Source organism: Bremerella cremea (assembly GCF_003335505.1).
GTDB classification, from domain to species: domain Bacteria; phylum Planctomycetota; class Planctomycetia; order Pirellulales; family Pirellulaceae; genus Bremerella; species Bremerella cremea_A.
In genome coordinates, this window is record NZ_QPEX01000010.1 from 1,026,941 (window position 1) to 1,041,436 (window position 14,496).

At 54.4% G+C, this 14,496-nt stretch carries 11 protein-coding genes; 3 read left to right on the top strand and 8 right to left on the bottom strand.

Translation table 11 applies throughout. The features are described from left to right. The first annotated feature begins 94 nt into the window (after nucleotides 1-94). Nucleotides 95-862 (top strand): DeoR/GlpR family DNA-binding transcription regulator, encoded by a 768-nt coding sequence (locus DTL42_RS05180; protein ID WP_114367599.1) that lies wholly within the window; start codon nucleotides 95-97, stop codon nucleotides 860-862. A gap of 107 nt (nucleotides 863-969) precedes the next feature. Here DTL42_RS05180 and DTL42_RS05185 read toward each other — a convergent pair whose 3' ends face one another. The 8 genes from DTL42_RS05185 to DTL42_RS05220 all read right to left on the bottom strand — a co-directional run bounded on the left by DTL42_RS05185 (nucleotide 970) and on the right by DTL42_RS05220 (nucleotide 8,805). Beyond that, the gene (locus DTL42_RS05185; protein ID WP_199590026.1) at nucleotides 970-1,167 is read right to left on the bottom strand and encodes a hypothetical protein; all 198 of its coding nucleotides are present in this window, start codon (nucleotides 1,165-1,167) and stop codon (nucleotides 970-972) included. Nucleotides 1,168-1,191: 24 nt separating this feature from the next. Further along, nucleotides 1,192-2,196, bottom strand: a complete 1,005-nt coding sequence (locus DTL42_RS05190) for a sialidase family protein (RefSeq protein ID WP_114367600.1) — start codon at nucleotides 2,194-2,196, stop codon at nucleotides 1,192-1,194. A 164-nt stretch (nucleotides 2,197-2,360) separates the two neighbouring features. Next, complete coding sequence (locus DTL42_RS05195) at nucleotides 2,361-3,311, bottom strand: ABC transporter permease (protein ID WP_234824076.1); 951 nt, start codon at nucleotides 3,309-3,311, stop codon at nucleotides 2,361-2,363. Further along, the gene (locus tag DTL42_RS05200) at nucleotides 3,308-4,840 is read right to left on the bottom strand and encodes a sugar ABC transporter ATP-binding protein (protein WP_234824077.1); all 1,533 of its coding nucleotides are present in this window, start codon (nucleotides 4,838-4,840) and stop codon (nucleotides 3,308-3,310) included. The genes DTL42_RS05195 and DTL42_RS05200 overlap by 4 nt, the downstream gene beginning before the upstream one ends. Before the next feature lie 5 nt (nucleotides 4,841-4,845). Next, nucleotides 4,846-5,799 carry a sugar ABC transporter substrate-binding protein gene (locus DTL42_RS05205; RefSeq protein ID WP_114367602.1) on the bottom strand — a complete coding sequence of 318 codons (954 nt, stop codon included), beginning with the start codon at nucleotides 5,797-5,799 and terminating at the stop codon, nucleotides 4,846-4,848. Beyond that, nucleotides 5,796-6,734, bottom strand: coding sequence for a ribokinase (gene rbsK, locus DTL42_RS05210; protein ID WP_114367603.1), 939 nt, complete (start codon nucleotides 6,732-6,734; stop codon nucleotides 5,796-5,798). Before rbsK ends, DTL42_RS05205 begins: the two co-directional genes overlap by 4 nt. 5 nt (nucleotides 6,735-6,739) lie before the next feature. Beyond that, nucleotides 6,740-7,786: a nucleoside hydrolase gene (locus tag DTL42_RS05215; RefSeq protein WP_425305513.1), complete on the bottom strand. Its 1,047-nt coding sequence runs from the start codon at nucleotides 7,784-7,786 to the stop codon at nucleotides 6,740-6,742. Between the two features lie 11 nt (nucleotides 7,787-7,797). After that, nucleotides 7,798-8,805 carry a LacI family DNA-binding transcriptional regulator gene (locus DTL42_RS05220; protein ID WP_234824078.1) on the bottom strand — a complete coding sequence of 336 codons (1,008 nt, stop codon included), beginning with the start codon at nucleotides 8,803-8,805 and terminating at the stop codon, nucleotides 7,798-7,800. A 254-nt stretch (nucleotides 8,806-9,059) separates the two neighbouring features. Between DTL42_RS05220 and DTL42_RS05225 the strand changes: the two genes are divergently transcribed. Then, complete coding sequence (locus DTL42_RS05225; protein WP_114367606.1) at nucleotides 9,060-9,494, top strand: BlaI/MecI/CopY family transcriptional regulator; 435 nt, start codon at nucleotides 9,060-9,062, stop codon at nucleotides 9,492-9,494. A 3-nt stretch (nucleotides 9,495-9,497) separates the two neighbouring features. After that, nucleotides 9,498-14,432 carry a M56 family metallopeptidase gene (locus tag DTL42_RS05230; RefSeq protein WP_114367607.1) on the top strand — a complete coding sequence of 1,645 codons (4,935 nt, stop codon included), beginning with the start codon at nucleotides 9,498-9,500 and terminating at the stop codon, nucleotides 14,430-14,432. Nucleotides 14,433-14,496: the final 64 nt, after the last annotated feature.

The window sequence follows — 14,496 nt, forward strand, 5'->3', positions numbered from 1 at the left end:
GTAATTCAAGCGTTTGAAGCTTCTTTGCTTGCAACTTGAATCGTACTCGATTAGATAAAGTGATTGAATTTGATTACTTTTGATCAGAGACACCATGCGTCCAGACCGACACGATCAAATACTTCGTTTGCTTGCCGAGACAGGCACCTTGCATGTTGAAGAAGCGGTGGGCCGCTTTGCTGCGAGCCCTGCCACGATTCGCCGTGATTTCAACCACCTAGCGGAAAGCGGGCTCGTGCAAAGAGTGCGCGGAGGCATTCGCATGGCCAACGAAGGAGGCATGCTTCCCTTTACCGCCCGAGAAGTTCAGCATGCGGACGAGAAACTCGAGATCGCGCGGCGGGCAAGTCGCTTGCTCAGCGAGGGGGATGTGATCTTTGTGGATGGCGGAACCACCACCCTGCAGCTTGCCCAATGCTTGCCCCCAGTCAAGCTCCGTATTATCACCAATTCACTTACCTTGGCAGCAGCGATCGAGAGTCGTACTGCTGGACGTGGGCGGTGGGAGATCTTCCTGACCGGCGGCTTCCTCTTCCCTGGCTCGGGTCTGTTAGTCGGACCGAGCGCCCAAGCTGGCATTGTGCAGTACCACGCCAACTGGGCATTGCTTTCAGCAGGAGGCATTACAGAAGCCGGCATCTTTAACGACAACGAGCATGTCGTCGAGAGCGAGCGGCTGATGATTAAGCATGCCGACCGAGTTGCCGTCTTAGCCGATGACTCCAAATTTGGCCATCATGCGATGCGACATATCGCCGATCTCGATGAGTTAGATGTGCTGGTAACCAATCGGCAAACCACTACCTCGCAGAAGCTAGAAAACCAAGCAGGACTTGGCTTGCGACTCTTGTATACGAAATAAGGCGAGCCGTTCTTTGCGAAAACGACTCGCCTGGTTGAATGACTTGCCTAGCAGCCAAAGCCGCTAAGCACGTAATCTTAAAATCATTTCCACTACCACGCTGGCCCCTAATGGCAATTGGGCCATACCAAAAGCAGTTCGAGCGTGCCGATATGAGCACGAACTGCCCGCAACACATTGGCCGCGCATCGTTCCGCCGCTTGGGTGGCTTCTTCAACGGAAACCTCTGAGCCCTCAGGAGTCGTGCGTTTGACCAGACAACCCAGCTTTTCTAACAGCGACTCCCGTTCACTTCCCTTGTTCATCAATCTTTTTCTTTTGCAGTGGTTTTAGCCGGCAGCATCTTCCAGCACAGAGTCTTTGGGCAGCTCGATTTCCGCGAAGTAAATACTCGTTCTCCCTTCGTGCGAGGAATAGTAGCTAACCCACAGCTTGCCATCATATTCAACTAAGCCAGGATAGCTGGTATCGCCGCCGGAAGGGAGTGTCGCCAACTCGTGCAGCTTGCCTTGCTTGGGATCGAGTTCCCAGACAACCGTCTTAGCACCGCCAGGATATCTTCGGCCTGCGACGATGAAACGACCATCTTTCAGTAGGATCAGCTCTGGGCCCCCCACACGGATTCCCAGATCTTGCCAAGTCCAATCGGTGTAAGGTGCCTTCGCCGTACCGAGTAAAGCGGCCGTTGGATCGCGGCGCAACACACACATTGCCGTTCCATCTTCCAAAAAGATCAAGCCGGTTTCGTTGGCGTAGCCTTCCACATCAAATTTATCGCCGACCTGCTCAAAGGTCTTGCCATCTTCGCTTTTGTAGAGCTTTGCCGCCCGAGGCTCGACCGTGCTATAGCCAACACCGTAGGCGTTACCGTCATGCCAGGTCACTCGCCAAATCCAAAAATTCTGCTCACCAATCGGAATCGCGTCACTCCACTTTTCGCCATCTTCGGAGTACCAGATATACGATTGATGTTTCGCCGAGGCTGGCTGATGCAATGCTCCTGCCCCTGCCAAGCAAAGCTTTCCATCAGGCGTAACAGAAATCTTCGCATCGCGCAAATCGGCATCTGCAGAGGTTACTAACGAGGCCGATTCCCAGTTCTTCCCATCTTCAGAGCGAAGCACCCGAAGCGAGCCGACCTTCGATACATGCCCCCCTCCTTCACGAAACACACAGTACCATTTGTCCTGATAACGAATTAGGTCTGTGAATGCGTTGTGGGGAGCTTCGTCCCATATTTTCTTCACATCGATGATTTTCGCAGGCGAAGTGTCTGCTGCGAAAGTCGTCGTCGTTAAGAGGAATAAACCAAGAATACCAAGCAGGTTCTTCATGACTTTCTCGCGAATTGTTCAAGGTGGGTACTTCACTGGCAGTTGCCAAAGAAGCATAAAGGAATTGAAGATAACTATCTGAGAGGAAGGTACGATGAGTTGAAAATACACCAGTCCGAGTTGATCCTGGCCAAGCATTTAGTTTCTGGCACAAAATCCAGCAATTAACGGCGAAAGTGATTTCGGAGGGCATCAATCAGCACCGCTACGACAATCACCACCCCGGTAATAATCTGCTTGTTCGCATCCGAAACGCCCATCTGAGCCAAGCCGGTTTGCAGAATCGAGATAATCAGCACCCCAATAAACGAACTGATAACGCTCCCCCGGCCTCCCATCAGACTGGTGCCACCAATCACGCAAGCGGCAATCGCCGAAAGCTCTAGGCCAATCGCTGCGTTAGGGTCAGCACTCGACAATCGCGAAACCTGCGCCAGCCCTCCTAGCCCGCACAATAGCCCGCTGAAGGCAAACACGCAAACGGCATAGGGCTCGGTGCGAATGCCCGACATTTTGACCGCCTCTTGGTTTGTACCGATCGCGATGCAGTATCGCCCGAAGATGGTCCGCGTTAACAGAAACTGCCCGATCAACACCGCCGCTAACGCCAGCAGGAAGGCTGGCGAAAGGTGAATATAGGGAAGCGGTTCCCCAATTCCCTCGACTGCGGAACCGATGTATTTGGTTTGTGAGTCGGTGATCTTCTTGGTTACGCCACGTGCAATTTCCAGCATGCCGAGGGTCACAATGAAGGAAGGGATACTCAGCCCAACCGATACCGCGCCATTGAGCAGCCCGCACACTGTCCCACTTAAGAGACAAATAGGAATCGCCGCCCAAAGCGACCAGCCAGCATCGACCATCAACACCCCTAGCACCGCCGAAGACAACGCCAAGATCGCCCCCACTGAAAGATCGATGCCCCGAATCACCAGCACAAAGGTCATCCCCACGGCTACGAGTGTCAGGTCTGGAATTTGATTCGCAATCGATGTGAAAGTCGAACGCTGCAGAAAGTTATCACTCTGCCAACTAAACACAGCAACCATGGCGGCCAACACTAAAAGGAGCCCGCCATACTGAATCGCCCAATTCCGGAAATATCGCTGGTTCACGCAGGGGCCTTTTGATCGAGATACCCAGAGAAAGCGGCCTGCATGATCGCATCGTGCGATAGCTCAGGGCGGTTAAATGTCTTGACTAATCTTCCGTTGGACATCACGGCAATCCGATCGCATGTTTCCAACAGTTCTTCCAGGTCGCTACTCACGATAACAACCCCTTTCCCTTCGGCAGCCAGCGTATCGACCAATCGATAAATGCGCCGCCGTGCTGGCACATCGATTCCTCGTGTCGGTTCGTCGAGCAGGAAAACGTCGGCGCCGGTCGTTAGCCAACGGGCTATGACCACTTTCTGCTGATTTCCGCCACTTAACGTACGAACCGGTTGCTGGATCGATTCGCAGCGAATTTCCATCGCTTGCCGATGCTGCTCGGTAGACGCGGACTCGGCTCGTGCACGAATCAGCCCCCAGCGACTAAAGCACTTCTCCATCGCGGCTAAAGTGCTGTTCACTAGAATCGATTGCGGCAAAAGCAAGCCGTTCTTTTTGCGATCTTCCGTCACCATGGCGATTCCGGCATCCACCGCTTGCTTGGGATGACGAAATCGATGCGGCCTGGCATCACTGCCAACATAGATACTGCCTGCGGTCGCCACGTCGGCACCGAAGATCAAGCGTAATAGTTCCGTCCGTCCCGAACCGACCAACCCCGAGATTCCTAAGATCTCGCCACGACGCAATTCAAAGGATACGTCGTGAACGATTCCCCCTGTTAGCCCCGAAACACGGAGGGCAAACTGGGTTTCTGCTTTTGGGGAGGCATTGCCAGGTTCATGCTTTTGCGTGGCCAGATGGACATCGCCGGTCATCAGGTCGACCATTTGATCGGTCGTCAGCCGAGCAGCTTCGTAAGTACCCACATACGCTCCATCCCGTAGGACGCTGATTCGATCGGACAGTCGAGACACTTCATCCAAGCGATGACTGATATAGATAATCGCCACCCCTTGAGCCCGTAGCTTATCCAGCCACTGAAACAACAACTCGGCTTCGCCGGTACTGAGTGCGGCCGTCGGTTCGTCTAAAATCAGCAAACGGCACTTTCGGTCGAGTGCCGCCGCAATCTCGATCATCTGTTGTTGGCCAACGCCCAGCGTTTCGACAATCGCATCGGTAGCGATTCCCTTGAGTTCAAGTCGATCGAGCGCCGCTTGAGCATGCCGATGCAGTTCCCGGCGATTAATCACACTGCCCCAAGCAGGCATTCGCGTCAGCAAGAGGTTCTCGGCTACAGAGAGAGTTGGAATGAGATTAAACTCTTGCTGGACGATTTCCACGCCGGCGTTTTCTGCCTCGCGTTTGGTTTGCGGAGCGTATCGTTTACCGGCCAATTTCATCTCGCCAGCGGTCGGACTTACCAGGCCGGCCACCATACGTACTAGCGTGCTCTTACCAGCTCCATTGCCACCCAGCAACGTATGAATTTCGCCGGGGCGCACGGATAGCGGACAATCTCGCAAAACGGTTTGCTCGCCGTAGCGTTTCGTCAGGCCTACGAGTTCTAACAAGGGCTCCGCCACGGTGTTCACTTTGTCAACGACTCTTGTGTGATCAAATCAACTGGCGTTTCGACGTCCTCGACAACCGCCTGGGGATCTTGCAACAGCTGCAAGGCCTTTTCGATCCCAAACACGGCCAGCTGATCGCCGTGCTGATCGGCCGTCGCCAAGATTTTTCCATCACGAATCGCTTGTTGGACGGCCGAGATGTTGTCGAAGCCCACAATCAACACCTCGCCACTTCGCCCCGCAGCCTTGACGGCGGCAACCGCTCCTAATGCCATACTGTCGTTAGCAGCGAGGACCGCTTTGGTTTCGGGGTGTTCGCTTAGCATTGACGAAGCGATGGTGTTGGCTTTGCTCATCTCCCATTCCGCCGTTTGATGATCAATGACCTTAATTCCGGCGTCTTGCATGGCCTCGGCAAACCCGGCAAAACGTTGTTGGCCGTTGAAGGAAGTTAGTACGCCTTCCAAGATGCAAACGCCGTCCCCTTGCTTGAGTTTGCTGGCCAGATAGGCGCCCACTTGCTTGGCCCCCGCTTTGTTATCTGGCCCAACAAATGGGATTTCTACACCTTCTGCGGCGAGCACTTCGGTATCGAGGCGGTTGTCGATATTCACGACTACAATGCCCGCCTTCTTGGCCCGGCGGAGCACCGGCACCAGGGCCTTGGAATCTGCCGGAGCAATCACAATCGCGTCGACGTTGCTGGCGATCATCTCTTCCACCAACGCAACCTGACGCCCTAAGTCCCGTTCGTCCTTGATACCGTTGACGACCAATTCAAACTGATCAGGGTTTTCGGCCTGATACGTCTCGGCCCCTTTGACCATGGTCGAGAAGAACTCGTTGGCCAACGATTTCATAATCAAAGCAACCTTCGGTTTGTCGGCGTTGCCGTGGTCTCCCTTGGGAGAAGCTGGTTCGCTCGAGCAGCCACTCAATAGCAGCAGGCTGATTAAGAGTAGTCGTTTCATGATTGGGGTTTTCCAAGTTGTTCAAGTTCAGCACGAGATCCAATGCTAGGCTGAGCGCCGAGCCGTGAAGCCGCAATCGCGCCCGCCGCGTTTCCCATTCGCACGGCTTCTTCTACGCTGGCACCTTCAGCCCACCACACGGCCAACGCTCCGGCAAACGCATCGCCAGCGGCAGTGGTATCGACGGCATCGGTTGGAAAAGGAGGGATCAACCGCCCACCGTTTTCGTCGAAGAGATACGCCCCTTGGCTGCCCAAGGTTATCACCACATGCTTGGGGCCACGTTGATAAAGCCCTTTTGCGGCCTCTTCAATTTCTGCGAGTGTGGTAATCGATAGCCCGGTGAGTTGCTCCGCTTCTCGCTCATTCGGACAAATCAAATCGACTTGCAGCAACTCGTTCGGCAAGCCTTGCGGAATTGGAGCCGGATCGAGGATGACGCGGGTTCCTGTTTCTGCGGCGATTTCGATAACCTGACGCACGGTTTCCAAAGGCACTTCCAACTGCAGCAAAACGACATCGCTCTCCTGAATCACGTTTCGCACGGCCTTGATGTCGGCTGGCAATAGCCGAGCGTTAGCCCCGGCCACAGTGACAATCGTGTTCTGGCCACTCTCTTCGACCAAGATCAACGCGAGGCCACTTTCGCATTTTTCGGTTGACCAAACCGAAGTGCAGTCGACGCCGCACTGCTGCAGCCCAGCCACCAAGCGACCGGCAAACGCATCGTCTCCGACACGGCCAATCATCTTGACCAATGCCCCTGCCCTGGCGGCGGAAACGGCCTGGTTTGCCCCTTTCCCGCCGGGAACTTCGTTGAAAGAATCGGCAGCAATGGTCTCGCCAGGCTGAGGGAACTGGGCACACTTTAGCACCAGGTCCATATTGATCGAACCCACCACCACAACACGCGGCCGGGCGCACGAATCAGACATCCCGATTACCTTTCGCTCGCAGTCGAATTTGAGGAAGCATGCGGCGGCTCACTCGAAAGGAGCGTTAACGCTTCAAGGATGCGTGGCTTCTGCTCGTCTCGCAAAATCAAATACCGATCGCGGCCTCCCTCAGCCGGGACAAAGGTCGTATAGCCATCCTCTTCCACGGTAACCTTGCCTGGGGACGAAAGATCGAAATAGCCATGCTCTGGCCGAACGGCAACCAAGACCGACGTCAGATCCCAAGTGGGACGATCGTGTGGCGGCATGATATAAATTTCGTACGCCTCGGCCACCGGGTGGTGATCGACGTAGCCATAATCGCGTTCGATGCTCTCGTGCGGATAGCGGAGGTTCAATCCAATTTCAAAACCGCTCCATAAAATCGGCCCTGGCCATTGGCTGAATAGACGCCGTGCGGAAGGAACATCCTTGAACACGTTGTACTCGCGATAACGTTTTAACTCGCCCGTTTTTCCGTCCGGGATATCGGTGAACGCGGCGGCCATGACCGAGAGCAAACGAACTTTCTGCTTCACTAAATCGATTCCACTTAGTTCGCTGTACTGATCCGCTGGCGACTCTAACAAGTCGGCCAAGTTCGTGGAAAAACCAACCTGGCAAATGACCACCGATCCATCTTCGGCGGCGGCCAGGGTTTTACGAAGCACACTGACCGCGTCAGGGGCTTCTTTCCCCGACACAAGATCGTGCGGATAACGCATTTTGCCGTCATCTTTGGCACTTGCTAACGGATTAAACTTCCCCGCTTCGGGCGTGACACCGCTGCTGCAGACACCAATCGGAATGTCTCCGCGCCCGTAAAAAGTGTTCACACAATCGGTAAACGGCGCTGCAAGATCGTGATCTTTCGTGATCGTAACGGCGAGTAACTTGCACTCACCACGCGACTCAAGGGCATGCAGCATCGCTAGTGCCAGCACATCGTCGCAGTCGTTGCCAATGTCGGTATCGAAAATAACCGGTACCGGCTTTCGGGCTTCCTCTGCGAAAACAACCTGTGGAAGAATCAAAAGAACCAGCAGTGGCATGAACCATTTCATCAGGAGGGGACCTTTCCAACCGATGCCCTGGACATCAGTTTGACGGGGATTTTGTGCATTTTCTTACGCGGAGGGTTGCCTGTTTGCATTTGCTCGGTCACCAATTTGGCGGCCCGTCGCCCCAGCTCAGGCACATCTTGGGCGATCGTTGTGAGGGGCACTTTCATGAACTCAACGAACGCGACATCATCGAAGCAGAGCAAGGACAAATCTTGAGGGATTCGCAAACCAAGTTCACTCGCCGCGCGACACGCGCCAAATGCATTGGGCGTACTCATCGCGAACAACGCCGTCAGATCAGGCGATGTGGTCAGCAGTTCACGGGCAGAGTGATAACCAGCTTGTTCCGAAAACTGATCGCCAGCGACCAATTGAGGATCGAACGGAATGCCCGCTTGGGCAAGTGTTTCTCGCACCCCTTGCCGCCGCAACTCGGTAGGCAAGGTCCCTGGCAACCCTTGCAAAACACCGATGCGACGATGTCCATTCTCGAGCAGCAGCTGCATCGCGAGTTTGGCCCCAGCCAGATGGTCGGAGGTTACCTGGACCAAGGACGAGTTGGCTTGGCACCGATCAACAGCAACCAGCGGCAAACCTCGCTGCATTGCTCCGGCCAGGTGATCGAATTCAAGACCAACAGGGCAAACAACTAGCGACTCAACATGACGGGCCTGAAGTTGATCGATTAGCTCCCGTTCTTTTTTCACCGAGCCACCACTATCGGCCAAGATCGCCGAAAAGCCTCCCAGTTCGGCAGCGACCGTCACTTCACGAGCAATCGCAGAGAAGAAGGGGTTCGCCAAATCAGGCACCACAATCCCTAACAAGCCTGTCCGCTGCAACCTTAACGACCTGGCAACCTGACTGGGGCGAAAGCCGAGCCGCTCAGCCGATTCCTTAACTAACCGCTCGGTCGTTTCACTGATGCGGTACTTTTGTGCGAGCCCATTGAGTGCCCGTGAAGCGGTCGAAGCACTTACTCCGGCCGCTTTGGCAACATCGCTCAAGGTCGAATTAGCGCGTGTTTTTTTCAATTTCTGGGCAGGCATTGCAGGATGGGGGATGAGTACAGTCGATTTTGCTCAATCGATTGTGCATGTATTCTTATTTAGTTTTCAGCCAGATTCAAGCAGCGTGCCAGAAATTTCTTGCGAGAATTTCAACTCTCTATTTACCTTCGTCTCAGGCGTTTTCGATTGACAGTTACAACGCGTAACACTACAACCATTAGCGTTACACCATGTAGCACAAAGGAGAACGCATGGCCCGTCAAGAGAAGCCGCCGCTAAGCGACCTTGAGAACAAGGTCATGACGATTGTCTGGCAGCAGCAAGAAGTCACCGCCGATCAGGTTCGTCAGCAGCTCGACTCCGATCCGCCGCTCAAGGATTCGACCGTGCGCACGATACTTCGTCGCCTAGAGGAAAAGGGGTATGTGAGTCATCGCCTGGATGGCCGCACGTATGTCTACGCGCCCCAGGTTCGCTCGCAAAGCGTGGCCGCCGATGCGGTGCGGTCGATCATCGAGCGGTTTTGTGGTGGCTCGATCGAGACGTTATTACTGGGCATGGTCGATCGGGAAGTCGTTTCGCCAGAAACCCTTCGAAAGCTGGCCGACAAGATTGCTGAGCAAGAGAAGCAAGCGAAAAACCAAACCGCCCCGAGCAAGAAGCCACGTCGAAAACGAGGAGAATAGGCCGTGAACGTTTCCTTATTGATCGCATACGCATGGTGGCTTTCAGGGCTGCTGCTGACTCTTTCCCTGAAAGCTCTATTACTGTCGATACTGGTCTGGGCTGGCCTGACGATTGCCCGCGTTCGTAGTGCAACCTGGGCTCATCGTGCCTGGTCGTTTTGCCTGCTTGCGCTGCTGGGCATGCCTCTGCTGGCCGTTCTTGCTCCATCGATCCCAGTTCCCGGGACCGAATTTCTCGCCTGGCAAGCACCGCCACCACAAGCGGAAGTCGCGTCCGCAAATGTTCCACCAACAATCCCTGTCACCGCCGCAGAGCCAACCACCCAGCCTCTTCCTGCGAAGCCGCTTGAAGCTTCCCTTCCTCCCGCAGAAAACACCCCGTCAGGGCCAACTCTACCACAAATCGCGCCACCAATGGCTGAAACCCACACGCCGGTAGCCGCGGCCCCGGTGGTCTTGCCTGCTCCTAATAATCCACCGACTTCTTCCACCTGGCCACGCGGCATCGATGGGTTAGTGGTTTTGGTGGCAGCAATTTACTTAACTGGCGGGCTGGTAATGAGTGTGCGTTTGGCCTGGGCCGTTTATCATTGTCGCCAACTGCTGCAAGACAGTCATCGAGTGGAATTACCTTCCGCTGTCGCCCACTTGGCAGGCAGTGCGAAAGTGGTTCAATCGTCGGCGATTACCGTTCCGCTGTGCCAAGGGATTTGGCAGCCGACGATCTTACTTCCCGCAGACTGGAAAACCTGGGACGCTTCGCTGTTGGCGATGGTCCTTTCGCACGAGGCCGAGCATTTACGCCGGCGCGATCCACTGACCGCTTGCCTGGCTGCCATCTGCACAACCCTTTACTGGTTCCACCCAACCTCATGGTGGCTTCAGCACAGTTTGACCGACCTGGCCGAACATGCGTGCGACGACGCAGTAATCGGCGAAACCGGCGAACGCAATCAATATGCCCGTATCTTGCTAGAGATGGCCGCACGGGTTTCTCAGCAACATGGCCGCTTGCAACCGTTGTCGGTGGGAATGGCGCGCAAGTCAGAAATCGAAGAGCGGGTTGAACGGGCCATCGATACCCAGCGTCCATTAGCAAAGCGTATCGGCCTGCAAGATTCTACGATCCTGCTCATCTTGATCGGTGCGACTGCCATAACGACCGCTGGCCTAACACTCGCATCGCAGGCCTTAGCTCAAGAAGACGCGGCCCAACAAGATCCCCAATCAATCCAAGGCAACGTCCTCCTGCCCGATGGGCAACCGGCTGTGGGTGCCGAGGTTCGCTTGTTGACTTACAACCAAGCGAAAAGCAACTACGACCACTTCACTACACAAACCGATGCCGAGGGGAAGTTTCAGTTTACCGACATCAAGCCTGGCAATCACCGTATTGCCGCGTTTTATAAAGACATGGCCACGCGTGCGAAACGGTTTAAGCAGCAGCGGGTTAACCCTGGAGACCAGGTCGAACTCAAGCTGAGTTCGGCCCCATCGCTGGTAGTCAAAGTCTTGCAAGACTCGGATGACACGCCTATTCCAGATGCCCGAGTTCGCCTGCCGTGGTCCGATCTACAGCGCGACCATTCTACCAATGCCGCAGGAATCGCCGTGATCCATGGGCTTACTGCCGAAGACTGGCCCTTTGAAGTGCAAGCCAAGGGCTACGGTGAGGAAAGCCAGACCATAAAACTTTCCAGCAACGACAGCTTCCCTATTACTGTTAAGCTGAAACCTGGTTTTGCCGCTTATGGCACCGTTCGTGACGATCAAGGGAACCCTGTTTCTGATGTTGGCTTGAGTGCTTTCGAAGAAGGCCTTCGCGGTGGTCAACTGGAATACACCACGACCGATGCCGCAGGCAAGTTTCGTTTCGATTACCTTCCTTTCAGGGCAATCAAATTATTTGTCACCAAGGATGGTTACGAAGCAATCTCGCCGGTTCTGCAGCCAAACGGCACCCCAATGGGAGAACAACTCTTTGATATCACGCTGCCGCGTAGCCCTTTCGGTGGATCGATTACAGGACGCGTTCTGGCCCCGAAAGGGAAGCCTATTCCTGGTGCCAAGCTGAGCAACTATGGTCGTTCGTCGAACTTGGTTCGGGAGACAGAAACTGATGCCAACGGGAAATACCTCCTTGAAAGTTTATACGAACTGTTTGGCCAACGTATCGTCTTCGTTCAAGCCGAAGGATTCGCTCCGCAGAAGCTGACCGTCACGCCAGGTCCGCAAGACAAACCAGCGGTCTACGATATTACCTTGGAACCAGGCCGCACGATAACCGGCACTGTGCTCGACGACAACGACCAGCCGCTCGCTGGTGTCTCAGTTATTTATCGTGGTCCTATCGGTGATGAAATCGAACTACGCAGGGCAACCGAAACCAATGGGGAAGGAACATTCACACTCACCTCCTTAACCCCACTTGCACCACTCACGTTCCGGAAGCCGAACTATTCCACCATTCTTCAGCAAGATTTTCCTATTGATAGTACCGAGCCTATTATCGTCCGGATGCTACCGGCAGGGATGATTCGAGGAACGGTGGTTGACGACCAAACAGGCCAACCGGTTACGAATTACACGATTAAAATCAACTTCTCCCCCGATAAAAAACCGGACGATGCCAGCGGATCATTAAGTGGTGAAATCGCGAGCAATGGAGAACGCGTCGTCGATGCGAAAGGAGCCTTTGAAATACGGCAACTAGTTGCCAAGATGCCCCTGCAGGTCACCATTCAAGCCGATGGCTACCAAAAAGAGATTCATACTCGTGTTGTCGCCGCCACCGAAGCCAACGCCGAGCCGGAAGAATTTCGTTTGAAAGCCATCGACCGCTCGATGCTCAAGACGTTCGCTGGTCAGGTTGTCGATGCTGCTGGCAAGGCGGTGCCTGGGGTTCAGCTTCGCTTGATCGCTGCCAACAAACGCCGGAGCGGATTTCGCAATGCATTCCCTTTCAACTGGAACATGGTGCAATTAGGCCAGTTGGAATCGATGGCCCAGGTTTCTCAATTTTTAACCGCGACGACCGATAACGAAGGACGCTTCCGCTTTGAAGAAGTCTTGCCCAGCCCCGATATTGAAATCGCTTATTGGGGTGGTGGCGTTTCGCAGGGGCGCAAAACAGGCGTTGAGCGTCTCGACGAGCAAGAGAGAACCAACATCGTTATCTCAACGCAAGCAACCGGCTCGCTGAAAGGACTTATCAATCGAGACCGATTTAAAGAGATCAGCGATATTCGCTTAGGTGGACAAGAGAAGTCTTACGGAGCTACCCTCTCCAACAATGGCACCAGCTACGAACTGAACGACATTTCTCCGGGCAAATATCAAATTCAAGTCTATGGTCCCGTTCAAGAGTCGATGCGCTACGGCAGACCCTCGCGAAATGCCGATGTCATCTATCGTGTGCCGGTTGTTATCGAACCGGGGACACAAAAAACGGTCGACCTGGGCATGGAAGAAACATCTCCGAACCAACCAGAAACCGAATCGATGTCGGCCCAGCCTCAACCGACACCACCTCCGTTTGATGGTGAAGTTCCTGCGGACCACATTCGCCTAGCTGGGCAAGTGCTAACCCCCGCCGGTCAAGGCATTCCTCAGGCTAAACTTTGGTTGCCTAAGACCTACCGTGAGATATTGGTCGAAACGGTCGCAGACGACGAAGGCCGCTTTTCGCTGCTAGTTCCCCGCCAAGCAGTCGCCGAAGATCGCACCTACAGCATCGGTACACTGTGGGGCTACGCTGCTGGCCATCAGATTGGTTCGATATCGGTCGCTCCACAACTCAAGCAAGACTCAACCGAGCCGATAGGTTTGATTCTAGCAGAAGCGACCGATGCGGCTATTTATATTGAGTCAACTAGTGGGCAACCTGTCGTAGGTGCGCGCGTTGGGCCGCTGAATTATAAGACGGAGAAAGGTTTTGAATTAGTACCAGTGACTGTGCAAGAACTACTTAGCGGCGTTACAAATACGCAGGGGCAGATTCAATTGCCTGCCTGCAGTCCAAAACGTCTCCGCTCGGTAATTGTCACAGCCGACAGCTATGGAGAGCAGCATATTCACCTTGAGACGGGAGATAATGCACCGTCGATCAATACTATCGAACTCAAGCCCGCCGGACATGTGGAAGGCCAGTTAACGGCTACTAGCGATCTCGACTTCACCGGAACGAAAATATCTGTCTCTCCCACCAATTTCGGTTCGTCTGGCAGCAGTGGGAATGCCACGACGACTGCTGATGCTCAAGGAAAGTTTGTCATCGCCGAACTGGCGGAAGGAGAATATGTCATCCATGCTCGACTGCCAGGTGAAGACAAACGTTTTCAGGCACGCCCACCTGGGCCGCTAAACGTCGACGCAAAGAAAACTTCCCAAGTAACGATTCCTTTCGAGCCCACCATTGAAGTTCGCGGAAAAGTTCTCACCCAAGATAAAAAGCAGCCGGTCCCAGGGGCATGGCTGATTGTTAGCCAAGGAGGTTTCCTCAACATACAGCATGCCTTTTCCGACGAAGATGGCAGCTACACAGCCCGCGTGCTGCCCGGCCAAAGCGTCTCGGTCCAACTGATTTCCAAGCCGACGAAATACATGCACTGGCTGGAAGACAACAGCACGCCGCACACAAGCGATATCCCACTCGACGCGCAAGAATTCGAGCTGCCCCCAATCGAACTCAGGCCGACGTATCCGACCGAAGGCAAACTGATGGATGCCTACGACCGGCCAATCCCCAACGCCGAGGTAATCGCCATCCAACAAGGCCGAATTGCTTTCCAGGCGAAGACCGACGCCGAAGGCAAATTCACCTTGCAACTTCCTCCCGGCTTCAAGATAGAAGAGTACAGCGTTACTACGGGAGGCTCCGCTATTCGCATCACCCCCAAAGTCGCTAGTGAATCACCACTGGTGTTACAGTTGCCCTAGAATGGCAAACCTCTTGACCAATACGAAAAAAGCCACCTGCGGATTAGCAAGTGGCTTTTTTTAG

Bases quoted from the DNA above. Each gene is read 5' to 3' on its own strand.
- DTL42_RS05180 (WP_114367599.1), top strand. From the start codon at position 95: ATGCGTCCAGACCGACACGATCAAATACTTCGTTTGCTTGCCGAGACA.
- DTL42_RS05215 (WP_425305513.1), bottom strand. From the start codon at position 7,786: ATGCCACTGCTGGTTCTTTTGATTCTTCCACAGGTTGTTTTCGCAGAG.
- DTL42_RS05190 (WP_114367600.1), bottom strand. From the start codon at position 2,196: ATGAAGAACCTGCTTGGTATTCTTGGTTTATTCCTCTTAACGACGACG.
- DTL42_RS05225 (WP_114367606.1), top strand. From the start codon at position 9,060: ATGGCCCGTCAAGAGAAGCCGCCGCTAAGCGACCTTGAGAACAAGGTC.
- rbsK (WP_114367603.1), bottom strand. From the start codon at position 6,734: ATGTCTGATTCGTGCGCCCGGCCGCGTGTTGTGGTGGTGGGTTCGATC.
- DTL42_RS05185 (WP_199590026.1), bottom strand. From the start codon at position 1,167: ATGAACAAGGGAAGTGAACGGGAGTCGCTGTTAGAAAAGCTGGGTTGT.
- DTL42_RS05205 (WP_114367602.1), bottom strand. From the start codon at position 5,799: ATGAAACGACTACTCTTAATCAGCCTGCTGCTATTGAGTGGCTGCTCG.